20 protein-coding genes and 3 tRNA genes are annotated in these 17,968 nt (G+C 39.5%); 8 read left to right on the top strand and 15 right to left on the bottom strand.

The features are described 5' to 3' along the window. Positions 1-2 precede the first annotated feature (2 nt). Positions 3-554 carry a protein disulfide oxidoreductase gene (locus tag EU510_RS10645; RefSeq protein WP_149593482.1) on the top strand — a complete coding sequence of 184 codons (552 nt, stop codon included), beginning with the start codon at positions 3-5 and terminating at the stop codon, positions 552-554. Between the two features lie 68 nt (positions 555-622). On the opposite strand, the gene EU510_RS10640 is transcribed toward EU510_RS10645, so the two are convergent. After that, positions 623-2,800, bottom strand: coding sequence for a YgiQ family radical SAM protein (locus EU510_RS10640; RefSeq protein ID WP_149593481.1), 2,178 nt, complete (start codon positions 2,798-2,800; stop codon positions 623-625). Between the two features lie 448 nt (positions 2,801-3,248). On the opposite strand from EU510_RS10640, the gene EU510_RS10635 reads away from it, so the two are divergent. Both EU510_RS10635 and EU510_RS10630 read left to right on the top strand, forming a co-directional pair. Further along, entirely contained in the window at positions 3,249-3,830 is a 582-nt protein-coding gene (locus tag EU510_RS10635; RefSeq protein WP_149593480.1) for an SRPBCC family protein, read from the top strand. Beyond that, entirely contained in the window at positions 3,799-4,686 is an 888-nt protein-coding gene (locus tag EU510_RS10630) for a TIGR03899 family protein (RefSeq protein ID WP_149593479.1), read from the top strand. Before EU510_RS10635 ends, EU510_RS10630 begins: the two co-directional genes overlap by 32 nt. A 33-nt stretch (positions 4,687-4,719) precedes the next feature. Here the strand turns inward: EU510_RS10630 and EU510_RS10625 are convergent, their stop codons facing one another. The 8 genes from EU510_RS10625 to EU510_RS10590 all read right to left on the bottom strand — a co-directional run bounded on the left by EU510_RS10625 (position 4,720) and on the right by EU510_RS10590 (position 10,397). Next, entirely contained in the window at positions 4,720-5,490 is a 771-nt protein-coding gene (locus EU510_RS10625; protein ID WP_149593478.1) for a TIGR04219 family outer membrane beta-barrel protein, read from the bottom strand. Between the two features lie 4 nt (positions 5,491-5,494). Next, positions 5,495-6,481 (bottom strand): DUF2333 family protein, encoded by a 987-nt coding sequence (locus EU510_RS10620; protein ID WP_149593477.1) that lies wholly within the window; start codon positions 6,479-6,481, stop codon positions 5,495-5,497. Between the two features lie 8 nt (positions 6,482-6,489). Beyond that, the gene (locus tag EU510_RS10615; RefSeq protein WP_410477419.1) at positions 6,490-6,999 is read right to left on the bottom strand and encodes a copper chaperone PCu(A)C; all 510 of its coding nucleotides are present in this window, start codon (positions 6,997-6,999) and stop codon (positions 6,490-6,492) included. A gap of 79 nt (positions 7,000-7,078) precedes the next feature. Then, positions 7,079-7,405 (bottom strand): hypothetical protein, encoded by a 327-nt coding sequence (locus EU510_RS10610; protein WP_149593475.1) that lies wholly within the window; start codon positions 7,403-7,405, stop codon positions 7,079-7,081. A gap of 173 nt (positions 7,406-7,578) precedes the next feature. Beyond that, complete coding sequence (locus tag EU510_RS10605; RefSeq protein ID WP_008172691.1) at positions 7,579-7,785, bottom strand: PspC domain-containing protein; 207 nt, start codon at positions 7,783-7,785, stop codon at positions 7,579-7,581. Between the two features lie 10 nt (positions 7,786-7,795). Further along, complete coding sequence (locus EU510_RS10600) at positions 7,796-8,476, bottom strand: PspA/IM30 family protein (protein ID WP_149593474.1); 681 nt, start codon at positions 8,474-8,476, stop codon at positions 7,796-7,798. A gap of 244 nt (positions 8,477-8,720) precedes the next feature. Continuing rightward, on the bottom strand, positions 8,721-9,653 hold the full coding sequence (gene dusA / locus EU510_RS10595) for a tRNA dihydrouridine(20/20a) synthase DusA (protein WP_262501224.1): 933 nt from the start codon (positions 9,651-9,653) through the stop codon (positions 8,721-8,723). Positions 9,654-9,776: 123 nt separating this feature from the next. Continuing rightward, positions 9,777-10,397 (bottom strand): MarC family protein, encoded by a 621-nt coding sequence (locus EU510_RS10590; protein WP_007580269.1) that lies wholly within the window; start codon positions 10,395-10,397, stop codon positions 9,777-9,779. A 95-nt stretch (positions 10,398-10,492) separates the two neighbouring features. Between EU510_RS10590 and EU510_RS10585 the strand changes: the two genes are divergently transcribed. The 3 genes from EU510_RS10585 to EU510_RS10575 all read left to right on the top strand — a co-directional run bounded on the left by EU510_RS10585 (position 10,493) and on the right by EU510_RS10575 (position 11,898). Further along, entirely contained in the window at positions 10,493-10,930 is a 438-nt protein-coding gene (locus EU510_RS10585; protein WP_149593725.1) for a transcriptional repressor, read from the top strand. 75 nt (positions 10,931-11,005) lie between these two features. Then, positions 11,006-11,473 carry a chemotaxis protein CheX gene (locus tag EU510_RS10580; RefSeq protein WP_024595807.1) on the top strand — a complete coding sequence of 156 codons (468 nt, stop codon included), beginning with the start codon at positions 11,006-11,008 and terminating at the stop codon, positions 11,471-11,473. Next, positions 11,470-11,898, top strand: coding sequence for a secondary thiamine-phosphate synthase enzyme YjbQ (locus tag EU510_RS10575; RefSeq protein ID WP_149593472.1), 429 nt, complete (start codon positions 11,470-11,472; stop codon positions 11,896-11,898). Before EU510_RS10580 ends, EU510_RS10575 begins: the two co-directional genes overlap by 4 nt. 232 nt (positions 11,899-12,130) lie before the next feature. Here the strand turns inward: EU510_RS10575 and EU510_RS10570 are convergent. The 4 genes from EU510_RS10570 to orn form a co-directional block, all read right to left on the bottom strand. Then, positions 12,131-12,206, bottom strand: a tRNA-Gly gene (locus tag EU510_RS10570). 120 nt (positions 12,207-12,326) lie between these two features. Next, a tRNA-Gly gene (locus EU510_RS10565) sits at positions 12,327-12,402 on the bottom strand. A 44-nt stretch (positions 12,403-12,446) separates the two neighbouring features. Continuing rightward, positions 12,447-12,522 (bottom strand) — tRNA-Gly (locus EU510_RS10560). A 105-nt stretch (positions 12,523-12,627) separates the two neighbouring features. Next, the gene (gene orn / locus EU510_RS10555; protein WP_004336052.1) at positions 12,628-13,173 is read right to left on the bottom strand and encodes an oligoribonuclease; all 546 of its coding nucleotides are present in this window, start codon (positions 13,171-13,173) and stop codon (positions 12,628-12,630) included. 121 nt (positions 13,174-13,294) lie between these two features. Between orn and rsgA the strand changes: the two genes are divergently transcribed. Beyond that, positions 13,295-14,353, top strand: a complete 1,059-nt coding sequence (rsgA, locus tag EU510_RS10550) for a small ribosomal subunit biogenesis GTPase RsgA (protein WP_096793728.1) — start codon at positions 13,295-13,297, stop codon at positions 14,351-14,353. A gap of 15 nt (positions 14,354-14,368) precedes the next feature. Continuing rightward, the gene (asd, locus tag EU510_RS10545; RefSeq protein ID WP_182736730.1) at positions 14,369-15,235 is read left to right on the top strand and encodes an archaetidylserine decarboxylase; all 867 of its coding nucleotides are present in this window, start codon (positions 14,369-14,371) and stop codon (positions 15,233-15,235) included. Positions 15,236-15,635: 400 nt separating this feature from the next. Here asd and EU510_RS10540 read toward each other — a convergent pair whose 3' ends face one another. Next, positions 15,636-16,394, bottom strand: a complete 759-nt coding sequence (locus EU510_RS10540) for a HesA/MoeB/ThiF family protein (protein WP_149593471.1) — start codon at positions 16,392-16,394, stop codon at positions 15,636-15,638. Positions 16,395-16,429: 35 nt separating this feature from the next. Further along, the gene (gene thiE / locus EU510_RS10535) at positions 16,430-17,965 is read right to left on the bottom strand and encodes a thiamine phosphate synthase (RefSeq protein ID WP_149593470.1); all 1,536 of its coding nucleotides are present in this window, start codon (positions 17,963-17,965) and stop codon (positions 16,430-16,432) included. Between the last annotated feature and the right edge of the window lie 3 nt (positions 17,966-17,968).

The following is a 17,968-nucleotide window of genomic DNA, read 5'->3' as shown; positions in this document are numbered from 1 at the left end:
CTATGGCAACGGATACCAAACATAAAAATGGCATATCTAAAAAAACGCTAAAACAAAAAAGCGTATCCATATTAAAAAGTGTATTGGTATATGGCTCTATATTTTTTGTCATTTATACCGCCGTCAATTGGTGGCGGCAACCTGTCATGCCAGTAAATCCTCAATTACAATTAATCGACTATAAAGGGCAAAACATTGATTTAGCAGTAATGAGCCAAGATAAACCCACCCTTGTGTATTTTTGGGGAACTTGGTGCCCTATTTGTAGCGTGACATCCCCTGTAATAAATGAACTCTCCGCAGAAAACAATTATCCCGTAGTCACCATCGCAATAAAACCTGGTTCAGATCAAGAACTACATAATTATCTAAATGATCATGGCTACAGTTTTACCACTGTAAACGATCAACAAGGTGAGATATTTACCGATTGGCGAGGACAAGTTACGCCATCCTACATTATCTTAAAAGATAGCAAAATGACGCAAGGGCTAACAGGCATTCAGCCATTATGGTCACTTAAATTACGTTTGTGGTTATCTGAAGTTTTTTAGTAAAAACTCTTTATTGCCCATTCTAATATGACAATAAAGAGGTTATAAATTTTAGACTTGTGTTGCTATTACCTTGCTCGCTGACGATTACCGCCCACTTTTGGCTTAGTGTTTGCCTTTTTAAATTGGCTAAAACCGGTATGTCGCGTTAGCGCCGGACGCCCACCTTTTTTACCACCTTTACCTGCTTTTTCATCGCGCCCTTCTTCTGGCACTAAACAGTTAGGTCCTTTACCAATTAAATTAGCTTTACCCATTTTACGTAGAGCTTCACGTATCATCGGCCAACCAGCGGCATCATGGTAGCGTAAAATAGCTTTATGTAATCTACGTTGGCGTGCGCCTTTAGGTACTGGAACAGCTTCTGAGTTGTTTTTTATATTACGTAAAGAATTCATCTCTGTATGGTAAATAGTCGTCGCATTAGCCATAGGTGATGGGTAAAAATTTTGTACCTGATCAAGCTTAAAGTCGTTTGATTTAAGCCATAAAGCCATGTTTACCATGTCTTCATCTTTTGTGCCTGGGTGAGCAGATATAAAGTAAGGAATTAAATACTGCTTTTTACCGGCTTCTTTAGAATACTTATCAAATAGTTCTTTAAATTGATCGTACGCTCCCATACCTGGTTTCATCATTTTTGATAATGGACCATCCTCTGTATGCTCTGGCGCTATTTTTAAGTAACCGCCTACATGGTGCGTTACTAATTCTTTAACGTAACGCGGGTCGCGTACAGCTAAATCGTAACGTACACCTGAAGCAATCAATACCTTTTTAATACCCTTAACTTCACGTGCTTTTTTATACAAATCTATTGTTGGCGTATGATCTGTATCCATGTGTTTACAAATATCAGGATATACACATGATAAGCGTCTACAGGTACTCTCAGCCTTTTTACTAGTACAGCGCAGCTTATACATATTCGCCGTTGGGCCACCTAAATCAGAAATAACACCAGTAAAGCCGGGAACTTTATCTCTAATCTGTTCAATTTCTTCAATAATAGATTCTTGCGAACGACTTTGAATAATGCGCCCTTCATGCTCTGTAATTGAACAAAACGAACAACCACCAAAACAGCCACGCATAATATTAACTGATGTTTTAATCATATCGTAAGCAGGTATTTTGGCATCACCATAACTTGGGTGAGGAATACGCTGATACGGCAAACCAAATACAGCATCCATCTCATGCGTTTCTAATGGATATGCTGGCGGGTTTACCCAAATAGAGCGATCGCCATGTCGTTGGTAAAGCGCTCTTGCACAACCAGGATTTGTTTCTTGGTGTAAAATTCGCGAGGCATGGGCGTATAAAGGTTTGTTAACACTTACTTGCTCATAGGCAGGTAACTTAACATAGGTTTTTTCCCACGGCTTAGGACGTGCAGGCTGAACCATGATTGGTTTTGCCGCTTCTGCTTTTAAATCAATACCCGCTTGTTTAAATTCTGATTTACTACAGCCAACATCATCCGCGCCATATGGGTTTGGAATAGGGTCGATTTTACCAATTTTATCAATAGCGGTAGAATCACTGCCACGCCAACCAGGTAGAGGCTCTTTTCGAATAACAGCCGTGCCGCGAATATCCTGAATCGTATCCATCGTTTCACCCGCCGCAATACGGTGTGCAACTTCAACTAGTGGGCGCTCTGCGTTACCGTAAATTAAAATATCGGCTTTTGCATCAAACAAAATACTACGACGTACTTTTTCCTGCCAATAGTCGTAATGAGCAATACGGCGAAGGCTGGCTTCAATACCGCCAATAACAATTGGGATACCTTTGTATGCTTCACGGCATTTTTGCGAGTAAATCATCACGGCGCGATCTGGGCGCTTACCGCCTACATTATTAGGCGTGTAAGCATCATCGTGGCGCATGCGTTTTTCCGCTGTATAGCGGTTAATCATCGAATCCATGTTGCCGGCTGTTACACCAAAAAATAAATTCGGTCTGCCAAGCTCCATAAATGCATCTTTAGAGTCCCATGCAGGTTGGGCAATAATCCCCACCCTAAAGCCTTGCGCTTCAAGCACACGGCCAATTACCGCCATCCCAAAGCTAGGATGATCAACATACGCATCACCACTAATTATTATTATGTCGCAACTATCCCAGCCAAGTGCATCCATTTCTTCACGTGTAGTTGGTAAAAATGGTGCGGTGCCATAACATTCAGCCCAGTATTTAGGGTATGAAAATAAGGCGCGCTTAGCTTTGAGTGTGCTCATAATTGTGGCCGTAGAATAACAAAAGGCGCGAATTATACCCTACTAAATTCTTTATATATACAAAGTAGTCAAAGCATATCGCGCTTTAAATTCTAAATCGTTCATTATCTTAAATAATAATAAGTTAATCTTTTTTAGCGTTTATTTATAAGTTCGATTTTTAAAATAAGTATGCATACATAAAGCACTCTCCACTTTCCCAAATCTTTGAGCAATTTTACTGATTCTATGCTTCAACATCTTATTGGTTCATTTTACAAAACCAAGAAATGTAGAATCAAAACTTTCAACAAGTGTATTTATTTCATAGCTTCATTAAAAATATAGCCCTAACGGTATTCATGCAACTAAGTAACAATTAATAAATTATTTTTGGTTTATAATCTAATTCATACTATAGTCCATTAATAAAAGTTGTTGTATTTCAGCTCAAAAAACGAATAAGGGTGTGCTTATTAAGCTATTAAAAATATTAATTAAAGGCGTACTGTTATTACTATTAGTACTCGTACTGATAGGGCTGATACTCCCTCAAAGCTATAATGTGAATAAAACAATTGAAATCAATGCAAATATTGACGTAGTAAAGCCGCTTGTCACCGACTTTAGTCAATGGAAAAAATGGTCTCCATGGGAAAAAGTAGACTCCAGTATACGCTTTACTTTAGGCGAGCCTAGTTCTGGTTTAGGGGCTCATCAGTCTTGGAAGAGCAAGTGGGGTTATGGTGAAATGATCATAACGTCAGTAAGCCAAAATAAGGTCAGCTTTAACATACTTCTAAATGCTGAACATATTATTAGAGGAACATTTAGATTTAGCGAACAAAACGGTATCGTTACTTTAATATGTAATATTAAAGGGCAAACTACCGCCCCTTTAATATCTGGCTACACCGCCATTTTGAGCGAGTATGTGCTGCGCAATACAGTTTCTCTGGGGTTAAATAATCTTCAAACCGTAGCGCAGCTTAGTGATCCACAAAGAGTAATACAAAGCCATGAAAGTCAAAACAGCACAAGCGAGAATTAATCTTGCGAACATCATTGAATCCTTACTTGGCTATCCTATAACTAAAGTAGGAAGTAACGGCGTGCTACCTACTAACGAGCAAAGTTACAATATTAAAGGTCAAGTTAAACCGCTTTATCATATCAACAGTGAAAACTCTGTTTTAGCTCGCGCCCAAAAGCGCCAAGATTTGCTACTAATTAAACAGCAACAAAATATAGAGTCAATTTTAGCAATGGCTATGGGGTTTTGCCCTGATGTAGCAAGTAGAAAACAACCTGATGTAGATTGGGTAGAGCATTTTATAGCGCTGTGTGAAGATACTTCAAATGAGTCAATGCAAACTTTATGGGCTAAAATTTTAACGGGAGAAACGCTTAACCCGGGGACATTTTCAATTAAAAGCCTGCAAACGTTAAAGCATATGACACAGCGAGAAGCAGATTCTTTACAAAAGTGTGTTTCGCTTTCAGGTTACAACGAAAAAGACGACAGTCACTTTATTCTACTCGGCTTTTATAAAAAACCATCTTTGTTCGATTTACTACGAAAAGGCAATAAAGTATCTCTAAATTTAGGAAAAACAGGCATTAGCTTTCCAGAAATTTTAACGCTCATGGATCTTAATTTACTGTATAGAAAAGAGATTGAATCTGCAGTACTTAAAGCGGGACAAGAGCTTACGCTTTCATTTTTATCACAAAAAGTAACATTAAAAGCAAAAAGTAGCGATTTGGTATTAAGCTATTACAAATTTACTCAAACAGGTGATGAGCTATCTAAACTTATTAACTTCCCAGTAAATAAGGTCTATAAGCAACTGATTAATAATGCGTTGGAAGGAGAGTTTGATTTAGCGTGGCACGCTATAAGATAATATGCCACGCTTTATTTAATTAGAAGGTACTAATTAAAAGTGAACCTGAATACCCGCAAATGGGCCAGATGCATCAATATCAGTCGTAATATCATCTACATCATCAAGTTCTAATATCATAGAGCGGTAGCCTGCTTTAACAGCAACATCTACTGCCAAATTATCAATCAGTTCCCACGCTACGCCTACTTGATAATCTTGTACTTTGCTATCGTCAATAGCCAAAAAGCTACCTTCAAAAAATACACTTAAACCAGTGAATGGCAAACCTGCTTCGGCGCGACCATATGCAAGAGGAACAAAGCCCGAAAAATCCACAGTTTCAGTTTGGGAAACATCTCGTTCATCTTTATCATACTGTACAGTAATTTCTCCATCGAACTGCTTAGCGTTTAAACCTAAGTCAATTGAGATTAAATCGTTATCAAAAATTTCATAATAAAGAATATAATCAATGTGCGATAAATCACTAACAGTATTGACTTTTCTGTTTGTATCGAAGGTACTGCCATTAAAGCTAAACGTATCACCAATAACCGCATCACCATTAAGTTCAAGCTCTGTATACTTTAATTTAATATTTGGAACTAGCGGCACTGGGTGCTCAAGTGCAGCGTAGTAACTTATAAATGTTTCATCTTCAAAATCAAAATTTTGAGATTGTTTATCCTTATAAGAAAATTGACCATCATTATCTGACTTCCACCCATCAACACCTACGTATAAACCTAATAGAGTGTCAGCTTGCGCTGCGGGTGCTAAACATGCCATTGAAAGGGCTGCTGCTAAACAATACTTTTTCATTTTTTTATCCTTGAGCTAATAGCTCGCTAAGTTCGATTAAAGCCGCATTGGCTCTAGAAATATAATTTGCCATAACTAAAGAATGGTTAGCCACATAGCCAAAACCATTCCCGTTTAAAATAAGTGGGCTCCACACTGTTTCTTGGGTTGCCTCAAGCTCACGTATAATTTGCTGAACACTTACGCGTGCATTTTTCTTTTCAAGCACATCATTAAAGTCATACTCTATCGCTTGTAAAAAATGTAGTAACGCCCAAGTAGCACCGCGCGATTCGTAAAACACGTCGTCAATTTCTAACCACGGTGTTCTAACTTGCTGCTGTAGTGGCGCAAGCGTTGCTTGTTTATTTGATGAGTTACCCGCTAAGTCTGTATTCACTTTTTCTTGACCAACACTGGCACTTAAACGCTGGCTTAAGCTACCTAAACGCTTTTCGGCTTCTTTAAGCCAACTACGTAAATTATCTGCTCGTGCGTAAAATTGGCTATCGCGTTCATGCTCATTGGCAATTTGTGCACGATATACCATTAAATAATCAATACCTTTTTGGTACTCACCTTCAGCACTTGGCCACGCCCATGCTTCAGAGCTTATATTAAACTGTGGCTGCGCCTTTTTAAGTGCTTCATGCTCAGTTGATTGTGATTGCGAACGACTAAAATCTTTTCGCATTGAAAGCGATAAATCACGCACCATTTCAAGTGCGCCATATTCCCATGCAGGCATATCGTCCATTATAATGCTTGGTGGCATTACATCATTTGATAAGTAGCCACCTGGTTTATCAAGCAAAGTGCTAGCAACTGTAATAAGCGTTGATGTGGTTACATAACCCGTTACTATTTTTTCACTTCGCAGTGCAGCTTGTTCTTTTGCATTACTTACTACATCAAAACGTGCAGGCTCTGTGCTCCAATAAACAGCAATTGCGTAAAATATGATAAGCAGTAAAACAATTATTCCTGCTATTTTTCCTTTATGTTGCGACATGTGTACTCCTAATGATGAGCGTGTTGAGTAGATGGTTTTGACTGCTTAGCTTGCACTTCAAGCGACACGACTTGAGCATTAGTAAATAAGCGATTACCGTCACTAAAATATAGTGTGAGTTTACGATCTTGTCCTACTTTTAATGGCTCTTGTGGTTCAAATGCCATTAAATGATAACCGCCTGGCTGAAAGCTGACACTTTCGTGCGCCTTAATTTCAACCGATTCAACTTGTTGCATTTTCATCATGCCGTTTACATGTGAATGCTCGTGTATTTCAACACGCCCTAAGCCATCAATAGTTGCCTTAGTTAAAGTTGCTGCGGCTCCACTGTGATTAATAAGGGTTAAATAACCTACAGTTGAAGTACTGCCAGGTAAAAACTCTCTAACTTGCGCGTTAGTTACTTCGAGCACAGCCACATCAGAACCATGATCGTGCCCTGAGTGCGCCGCCAACGATGACGAAAAAAAACTAAATATTAATGCAGAAGCCATCGAAAAACATAGTTTCGTCATCATTCTTATCCTTATGAAAACTTTAAATTACAGGCTAAATTTAACATAGTTAACCTATAATAGTCAGTCAAATTAAGGATTAAGAGGCTACTTTTTTGTTATCGGCCACAAGCCAACACAACACTGCAACAAATAGTAACGGCCATGCAATCATTATAGATCCGAATAAAAGCGCTAAAACAGTCCCTGCTAATGCCACCACACCCGCACCAACTAATCCCATCGTAATTAAAGCCACTACCGCCACTACAGTAACAATTGCGGCCAAAGCACCTACAAGCTCAAGCCCTGCCCAGCTAATATCAGCAACCCATAGCGGCAACTGCCAAGAATCAATCTGCACAAACGTTATTAAATCAGTAAACAGTAATAAATAGATAATTACACATACTGCCAAAGCTTTCATAGTAATTCTCCTTATACCAACCGGCTTATATATGAGGCCTATTTAACGATAAGAAAATTGCGCTATAACTAGGCAAAAATTTTTATATCTAGTGGTTCTAAATAAAAAATTTTTAACAACGTTATAGAGTGATTTAATTCGTTAAATTGTTCAAATATTTATGCCTGTTGGTATTAATACTCTTTATTTTCAAGGCAGCAATGCGCTATAAAATAACCAAGCGCAATTGCAAACGGAAAACTCAAAAATAATAAAATAGTAACTACACGTGTTGCCCATACTGGAAAATCTAATCGATGAGCTAAACCACTACAAACACCCGATATTTTTTTATTCAGAGTATCTTTATACCAACCTCGTTGACGATTAAAGCTATTCATAATATTCCCCTTAAGCAGTCTGTTTTAAATCAGTTTTTAAATTTGTTTTTAACTGGGCTAACTCAGCATCTATTTTTTCATTTTTAACTAAAGCTTCAATTTGTGAAGCCGTCGTATTTGCAGAGTCAGTTAACTCATATGCTTCTATTTGCGCTTCAATACTTTCTACACGCTGCTCTACTTGATCAAATCGAGATAATGCATGAGCTACTTTATCGCTTTGTAGTTGTGTACTGATTCGCCCTCTAGCAATAGCAACATTATGGCGTTGCATTAACTGAGCTTGCTTAGTTTTAGCCATAGCCATTTTTTGCTGCAAGCGCTCACAATCAGACTCAATTTTTGCGATAGACTCTTGCAAAGTTTCTAATTGCGTTTGCTTATTTTCAATGCTTTCGTTAACGCGTTGCTTCTCAAGTAAAGCTGATTTAGCAAGGTCATCACTGCCCTTCTCAACCGCACGTTCTGCTTTCATTTGCCAAGCTGTTAATTCTGTTTTTTTAGTATCAATTTGGCGATTAATTACTTTCTCTTCACACAATAAAGCGGCTGCTGTACTACGACACTCATTCAATGCATCTTGCATCTCGGTAAGCATTAGGTTTAAAAGTTTTTCTGGATCTTCTGCTTTATCAAGCATGGCGACAATGTTTGATTGAATTACATCATTTACGCGGTTAAATATTCCCATGGTATTCTCCTGTTAATTTTTAATTAATTTCAACAAGGAGATTCCAAGAGTTGTGCCAAGTTCATAAAAACAAAAATAAATCTTTTAAAATCATAATGGTAAACAACAAACACTCTAAATTCTAGTGACTTTAAGCTGAACAACATAGAGTGTAATTGGCCAATAAATTATGATTTTGACTAATTTTTAGGATCAAAAAAGCCACTCGAAAGTGGCTTAAATTTAGAATTTTTAAAGCTTAGTTTTATTCTGGTACAAAGCTTAATGCTTTATCCATTACCGATAAATCAGCTTGCTTACCGTGACCACTTTCAGAAAGGTGGCGTCTAAAACCTCGCGCACCAGGCTGCCCCTGAAAAATACCGAGCATGTGACGTGCAATATGCCAAAAATTAGCACCCAAACGCATTTCTTCTTCAATGTAGTCGTACATTGAACGCACTACATCGTGGCGTGATTGTGTGTTTGCAGCATCACCATAAATTTTCTCATCAACGTCATTGAGCATAAATGGGTTACTGTAAGCTTCACGACCAATCATTACACCATCAATATGTTGTAGATGTTCTAGGCTCTGCTCAATTGTTTTAACGCCGCCATTTAGGCTTAAGTCTAGCTGCGGATAATCTTTTTTAAGTTGATAAACACGTGGGTAATCAAGTGGTGGAACCTCACGATTTTCTTTTGGGCTCAAACCATTAAGCCATGCTTTACGAGCATGAATAATAAAATCGTCACACCCTACTTTATGAGACGCTTCAATAAGCGCACATAAAAACTCATACGAATCTTGCTCATCAATACCAATACGCGTTTTAACGGTAACAGGAATGTTTACTTCGTTTTTCATTGCTGCAATACACTCAGCAACTAATTGAGGTTCAGCCATTAAACATGCGCCAAATCGACCATTTTGAACTCGGTCTGACGGGCAACCTACATTTAAATTTATTTCGTCATAACCACGCTCACCTGCGAGCTTTGCACATTGCGCTAGCGCTTTAGGATCAGAGCCACCAAGTTGCAGCGCAACTGGGCCTTCGTGTTTATTAAAATGTAAGTAGTCGCCTCGACCAAATAAAATAGCCCCTGTGGTTATCATTTCAGTATAAAGCACAGTATGTTTAGTCATTTTGCGATGAAAAGTACGACAATGGCGATCAGTCCAATCAAGCATTGGGGCCACAGAAAAGCGTCTATCCAAAGTACATTTATTCAAAGCAAACCTCAGGGTATTAAAGTTATTAAGCACAGCTTAAAAGGCGCTGCATTTTACACAAAAGCCTAACGGGCATCAATGTTAAGAGAACACCTGCAAGCCAAAATAGTGGGCTATACCGTTTAAAATATTAGTAACCGCAACCGAACTTAAAATAAGCCCCATAATTCTACTTATTATACTTGCGCCACTGTCACCAATTAATCTATGTACGTGCGTTGCAAGCAGCAATAAAACCAGTACAACCGCTAATACAGCGAGCATCATTGAAGACGTTAATAACTGTTCAACCCATGTATACTCCTCATTACGAGTCATTAATACCGCACCTAACATAGCGCCAGGACTTGCAATAGAAGGAATAGCTAGAGGAAAAATAGCAGTTTCAGTGCTATCACGTACACTTTTAATTTCGGCTTCTGGTTTGCTTTCACCAAATATCATTGAAAGTGCAAAAATAAGTAATATGATACCGCCGGCTATTTGAAAAGCAGAAAGTGGAATTTCAATTGCGTTAAGTAATTGCTCCCCTGCGAGTACAAAAAATAAGAGCACTAATGCAGATACGCCTACCGCTTTAAATATAACTTTACGTTTAAACTTCTCATCATCACCACGTGTGACTGCAATAAATACAGGTACAGTGCCAATAGGGTCAATAACCGCAAAAAAGAAAATAAATATAGCCAATAGTTCGTGCATTACTGGGTTTCCTAGGTAAAAAGCGCTTAATAAAAACGCTGCAACTACAACACAGTATGTTAGTATATCACGGTAGCATAAGGATAAGAGTAATGATGAATATAGAATCACTCGTAAGTAAAGCAAAACAAGTTTGTGACAACCGTGGTGCGCGTTTTACGCCTATCCGCGAGAAAGTATTTCGCCTATTAGCCAGCGCACAAGGTGGTGTTGGTGCATACGATTTGCTTGAGCAATTAAAAATAACTGAAACGGGTGCTAAACCTGCAACTATTTATCGTGCATTAGACTTTTTAGCTGAGCTAGGTTTTATTCATAAAATTGAAAGCACAAATGCATTTATGCTGTGTCATCATTTTGATCATATACACCCAGTACAATTATTAATTTGCGATACCTGTGGTTTTGTCAAAGAATTACACTCGAGTATAATTTCGCATGAGCTAAATAATTTAGCTGCCGAAGGTGGCTTTGTTGTATCAGGGCAAACAATAGAAGCACATGGTAAATGTGAATCTTGCAGAACATCATAATCCTTCAAAGTTATCCTTAATGACTATACTTAAACTATATAGTCATTTCACAGAACAAATTTAAGAGTAGCCACTATGAATGTAGAATTCATCAATCCTTTTTTATCTTCTTTAATTAATGTTTTGAGCACTATGGCTCAAACTCAATTGAAGCCAGGTAAACCTCGCATTAAAACTGATGAAATAGCCTGTGGTGATGTATCAGGTTTGATTGGCATGGTTGGCCCGCAAACTCGTGGATCGTTTTCAATTACGTTTGATGAAGAGTTAGCGTTGACCATTATGGAACGTATGCTTGGCGAACGCCCTGATGCTATAGATGAAGAAGTTACCGATATGGTTGGTGAAATAACTAACATGGTAACCGGTGGTGCTAAAAATTTACTTGGCGAGAAAGGCTTCGACTTTGATATGGCAACGCCTATTGTGGTATCGGGTAAGGGCCATACAATTACTCATAAAAGCCAAGGTAAAAAAATCATCATGCCATTTAGCTGTGACGCTGGTAATGCAAACATTGAGGTTAGTTTCGATAAACTATGAGTTGGCAGCAAAAGCAAATTACATTAAAGCCTCGCCCGCGAGGTTTTCATATAATCGATGACGAATTATTGTCTCAGCTTCCTGAACTGGCGAGTTATAAAGTTGGTTTGTTACATTTATTTATTCAGCATACCTCAGCGAGCCTTTCAATAAACGAAAATGCAGACCCCACTGTTCGTATGGACATGGAGAGCCATTTCAATAAATTCGTTCCTGAGCGTCAGCCTTATTATCGCCACGATTATGAAGGTGACGACGACATGCCTGCACACATAAAAACCAGTACGTTAGGCTGCGAGTTAAGTATTCCTATTTCAAATGGTTATTTAGCGTTAGGTACATGGCAAGGTATTTATTTAGGTGAGCATCGCGATTCTGGTGGCTCTAGACGAGTTATAGCAACTATTCAGGGAGAGCTGTTTTAGCAACCGTTTAAAAGTATTAACCCCTACTCCACTCCAGCTATTTACCCATAACTTTAAAGTACAACACCTTTCTTATAGGCGCAGAGCTTGCTCGCGCGCGAAGCGATAGCTTCTAACAACCAAAACTTCAATGCTGAATATTGCACAAAGAATAAAGTAAATAAGAGAGATTTTTAATTATAATTTTATTTATGATTTTAATATAGGAAATTTTGAAAGGATATAAAAAGATTGGAGCGGTACACGAGGCTCGAACTCGTGACCTCGACCTTGGCAAGGTCGCGCTCTACCAACTGAGCTAGTACCGCATTTTGACTTCTTTAGTTATTTTACGCTTAAGCGCGACGGGTCGCGTTCAAAATTCTAGCAACTGAGCTAGTACCGCATTACACTTTTATTCAACACTGCAATTTCTTTTGGTTAGAAATTGGAGCGGTACACGAGGCTCGAACTCGTGACCTCGACCTTGGCAAGGTCGCGCTCTACCAACTGAGCTAGTACCGCATTATATTTTACACTCAACACTACAATTTCTTTTGGTTAGAAATTGGAGCGGTACACGAGGCTCGAACTCGTGACCTCGACCTTGGCAAGGTCGCGCTCTACCAACTGAGCTAGTACCGCATTTATTGATGGTAATTCAATCACTCAAACACACTAACCCCGCGTAGGTTATCGTCTTGAGCGGGGCAGGATTCTACAATAATCCGATGTGTTTGCAAGTGTTTTTTACAAATTAAAGAAATTTTCTCTATAGACTTTTAATTCCATAATCGAATCCTTAATGTCATCCAAAGCAAGGTGCGAACCTTTTTTGTTCACTTTTGCAAGAACTTCAGGTTTCCAGCGACGTGCTAATTCTTTAATGGTACTCACGTCAAGATTGCGGTAATGAAAAAAATCTTCAAGTTCACGCATATATTTATTCATAAAGCGGCGGTCTTGCCCAATTGAATTACCACACATTGGTGATACACCTGCAGGCACCCACTGTTTTAAAAAATCTAACGTTTGTGCCACTGCATACTCTTCATCGAATGTACTTGCTTTACAGCGCGCTGTTAAACCCGACTTACCATGCTGCGTAGTACACCACTCGTCCATGCCATTTAGTAATTCATCACTTTGATGAATAGCTATAGTTGGCCCTTCGGCTAATATATTCAGGTCTGCGTCAGTGACAACCGTCGCAATTTCGAGTATTTTATCGGTCTCTGGTTCGAGTCCGGTCATTTCAAGATCGAGCCAAATTAAATTTGATTTATTAATAGTCATAATTACCTAAGCGGTGCTTTCCTTTAGATCCAACGCATTTCGATATATCATATTAGCATCAACCGTCGAGCTAAAGCTTTTTTTAGGAAAAGCGACATTTAACTAAGGTTATAGGCCTCCAGTGGCAAAACAGAAAAAATTAAGTAAAGGCCAATCGCGTCAGATCAAGGCCAATCACCAAAAGCGCATTAATAGCGCAGACTCAAGACCAGCTAAAAAAGGCGCGCAAGAGTGGCAAACCGATAATTTAGGTCAGGTCGAGAGCGCAATTGTGATCAGTCGCTTTGGCCAACACGCCGATGTCGAAACACAGAATGGCGATGTACTTCGTTGTAATATACGCCGTACCGTGTCAAATTTAGTGTGTGGTGATGAGGTATTGTTTCGCCGTGCCAAAGTAAGTGAAGGTGATTTAGCCGGAGTAATTGAAGCCACGCAAGAGCGTCGTTCGCAACTTACCCGTCCTGACTTTTACGACGGCGTGAAAGTTATTGCAGCTAACATTGATCAAATACTCATGGTATCAGCGGTACTACCTGAGTTTACCCCAAGTATTATCGACCGCTATTTAATAGCCTGTGAAGATATGGGTATTGAGCCAATTTTAGTACTCAATAAAATAGATTTAATTGATGATGCTGGTCTTAGTGAAATACAAAAAGTTCTCGATATCTACCGTAAACTTGATTACCAAGTACTCCTTGTTAGTAATATATCGGGCAATGGTATTGATGAATTAAAAGAAGTACTTGTTGGTAAAAATAACATTTTTGTTGGTCAAAGTGGTGTGGGTAAATCAACCCTCGTTAACACTGTATTACCTAACGCTGAAATATTAACTAAAGAAGTATCTGAAAACAGCGGCCTAGGCCAGCATACAACAACTGTTTCACGCCTTCACCATTTACCAAGTGGCGGTAACCTAATCGATTCACCAGGAATTCGCGAATTTGGTTTATGGCATTTAGATGTTGAGCGTGTAACGTGGTGTTTTAAAGAGTTTAGAGAATTTATAGGCGGGTGCCGCTTTAGAGACTGTAAACATTTAAACGATCCTGGCTGTATAGTTAAAGAAGCTGTAGCAGATGGCAAAATTTCTCAATTGCGCTTTGACAGCTACCACCGAATTTTAGAAACAATGGCCGATGGCCGTGCAGGCGCCCGTGCGCCTCGCGTATAATTTAGGAAAAATACTGTGAGTTTAGACAAATTTAAAATCGCAATGCAGTACGCAATGCCAAAACATTTTATTTCACGCGTAGTAGGTAAATTAGCCGCAGCTAAAGCAGGTGCTTTAACAACGACTTTAATTAAACTATTTATTAAGCAATATAAAGTAGATATGAGCGAAGCCCAATACCCAGATCCGGCTCATTATAAAAGCTTTAATGAATTTTTTACTCGCCCTTTAAAAGACGGCATGCGCCCAATGGTAGAAGATAGCAATATCATCATTCATCCAGTGGATGGCGCAATCAGCCAGCTAGGCGATATTGTTGACGGACAGCTAATACAAGCTAAAGGTCACGATTACAGCTTACAAGCGCTACTAGGCGGCTCACAAGATGATACAACACCATTTTTAGGCGGTAAGTTTGCCACCATTTATTTAGCACCTAAAGATTACCACCGTATTCATATGCCAATTGATGGCACACTAAGCAAAATGATTTACGTGCCAGGTGATTTATTTTCAGTAAATCCACTTACAGCGCAAAACGTGCCTAACTTGTTTGCACGCAACGAACGTGTGGTAGCAATTTTTGAAACTGAAATTGGTCCGCTTGCAATGGTACTTGTTGGCGCAACAATTGTAGCCAGCATAGAAACTATTTGGGCTGGTACTGTCACGCCACCAGCTGGTAGCGATGTATTTAGTTGGAAATACCCAACCACTGGCGATAACGCTATCACGCTTAAAAAGGGTGAAGAAATGGGTCGCTTTAAATTAGGCTCTACCGTGGTACTTGCATGGGGTGCTGATAAAGCTGAAATACTGGAAGATCAACTACCAGAAGTAGTTACACGCTTAGGTACTGCGTTTGCAAAAATTAACGACTAAAATCGATCGTTAATTAGAAATCAAAAAAACCGCGTTATTTAAACGCGGTTTTTTTATTTTTGTAGGCGTGAAGCTTGCTCACGCGAGAAGCGCCACTTTTAATATTTATAACTAATACTTTACTTACTTATTGGCTTCTCTAAAGCGCAGCGCCCTCTTAACCTCTTCGTGAATAAATTACTTAAGATCTTATTGCACAAAGAGAAACAAAAGAGGAGTAAATGAGAAGACACAAAACATAGAAATTACGAGCTTTGCTCGTCACGCCAGCAAGCTGTGCGTATACAAGTTTGGTGTAAGAATTTTGATGTACTGTAGGCGTGAAGCTTGCTCACGCGAAAAGCGCAGCTTTTAATTCTTTAACGCCACATGTAGTAACAGGCACAACTCCCTCAAAAACCTATTTTCCACACTCTTTACACTCTTTACACTCTAAATCTTTAATCACTTTAAAATGCTGCTGCTTTAAAGTAAGCGCATCAAAGGTTATAAACACACACCCCTCTGCATGCACCAGCAACAAGTTAAGCGTAAGTTGCGCCTGCATAGAGCCTATTACACCAAGTAGCGGGCTAATTACTCCTGCGTTACTGCAATTGATAACTGGTGTAGCTTCACTTTGTGGAAAAACACAGCCATAGCACGGGCTATCACTTTGCCTAAAATCAAAGCCCATTAACTGCCCTTTGGTTGCGAGTGCAGCACCAGAAATTAACGGTGTTTTATTAGCAATACAATAACGATTAACACTATAGCGAGTAGTAAAGTTATCAGAGCAATCAAGTATGATGTCAGCACCTTTTAGCAAGTTAGCTGCATTACTCTCATCAAACTTTTGACAATGCGTTACTATGTTTATTTGATTATTAAGACTCGCTAATACTTTACCCGCTGCAGCGACCTTGCTTTGTCCTAGGTGATTTATTTTATAAAGCACTTGGCGCTGTAAGTTTGAAAGCTCAACCTCATCATCGTCAATTAAAATAAGCGTTCCAACACCCGCAGCGGCTAAATATAAAAGTGCGGGGCTACCTAAACCACCAGCCCCCACAACTGCAACCGTTGAGGATTTAAGCGTTAACTGCCCTTCAAGCCCTACTTCTTCAAGTAATAAATGGCGACTGTAACGCAGGGTTTCTTTATCGCTTAGCTCATTCACTTTTACCGGCCTTGTTAGTATTACCCTTGTTAATATTAATGTGCACTGCTTATGGCCACTTGCAGAGCGCTTATAGCCTCTGCGTAATTATCAGCCTCGGTAATCGCACGCACCACGGCAACACTGCCTACGCCGGTTTTAGCTACCGGCTCAGCACGGCTTAAATCAATACCGCCTATTGCTACAGTTGGATAGCTTTGCATAAGCGGTACAAATTTAATCAGCTTTTCAAGACCTTGTATTTGCCCTGTCATGTCTTTTGTTGTGGTTGGGAAAATAGCGCCAAATGCCATATAACTAGGGCGATAATTATGCGCACGTAGCATTTCATAAAAACCATGAGTAGAAAGCCCAAGCCTTAACCCAGCGTCTTTAATGGCCGCTAAATTAGCAATGTCTAAATCCTCTTGCCCTAAATGCACACCATATGCACCGTGCTTAATAGCTAACTGCCAGTAATCGTTTATAAATACCTGTGCGTTGTATTGCTTGCCCAGCTCAACAGCTTGCTTAATAAGCGCATCCAGCTCGTCTTGCGTTTTATTTTTAACGCGTAACTGCGCTGTTTTAATGCCTTGTTGCAGGCACTTTTCTAACCAATCGGTACTATCTACAACTGCATATAAGCCAAGCGATTTACTTTCGCAAGGTGCAAAATCAGCAGCCATATTAAAATCAAGCGGTACATCAAAATCAAGCTCATCACCCAGCCAGCTCCCCGGCTCAATCACTTGTGGGTAGTCAGCTAAATTAGTGGGAAACGATGTATGAGCAACCGGTCCAATCCCTTCGCCGTAGCGTACAGACTGTTTTAGCCCTTGGTTTATATATGCTTTAGCTAAAATAAAGGCATCTTTTAATGGGTAGTCTTTCGCTAAACACGCAGCAATTACCGAAGCCATACTACAACCGGTGCCGTGGTTATGCGGGGTTTGTATTTTTTGATTGCCTAACCAATATTCTTCGCCATTTTGTGTATTACTATCAATGCAATAATCAATGCAGTAGCCGCTTGGGTAATCCCAATGTCCGCCTTTAATAACAACGGCTTTTGCACCCCAGCTTAATAGCTTATTAGCCGCTTCTTTTATTGCAGCTGGGCCAATTAAATACACACCGGTTAATAACTGTGTTTCGTGGGTGTTTGGGGTTATTACATCCACCAGCGGCAGTAAACATTCTTTTATTGCACTTACCGTGTCCTCTTCTGTTAGTAAGTCACCGCTTGAGGCAATAGCAACAGGGTCATATACAATAACGGGAGGCACCGGCCACTTAGCTTTATAGTGACTTATATGTTCGCTGATCAACTGAATTTGCTGCACATTGGCTAACATGCCAATTTTTATCACTTTGGCTTTCATGTCTTTTTCAAGCGCTAGTAACTGCGATTCAATAATATCGGTAGACACTGCATTAATAGCTTCTACGCCTAAACTATTTTGTGCAGTAAGCGCCGTAATTGCCGTGCAGCCATGTACACCAAAACTTTGCATTGCTTTTATGTCAGCTTGAATACCGGCACCGCCGCCCGAATCAGATCCGGCAATTGTCCACACTACGTTATTCATATT

Origin of the sequence: Pseudoalteromonas sp. FUC4 (genome assembly GCF_008370255.1) — a bacterium.
Taxonomy (GTDB): domain Bacteria; phylum Pseudomonadota; class Gammaproteobacteria; order Enterobacterales; family Alteromonadaceae; genus Pseudoalteromonas.
The sequence above is the reverse complement of the archived record's forward strand: the minus strand, read 5'-3'. Positions and strand labels throughout refer to the sequence as shown.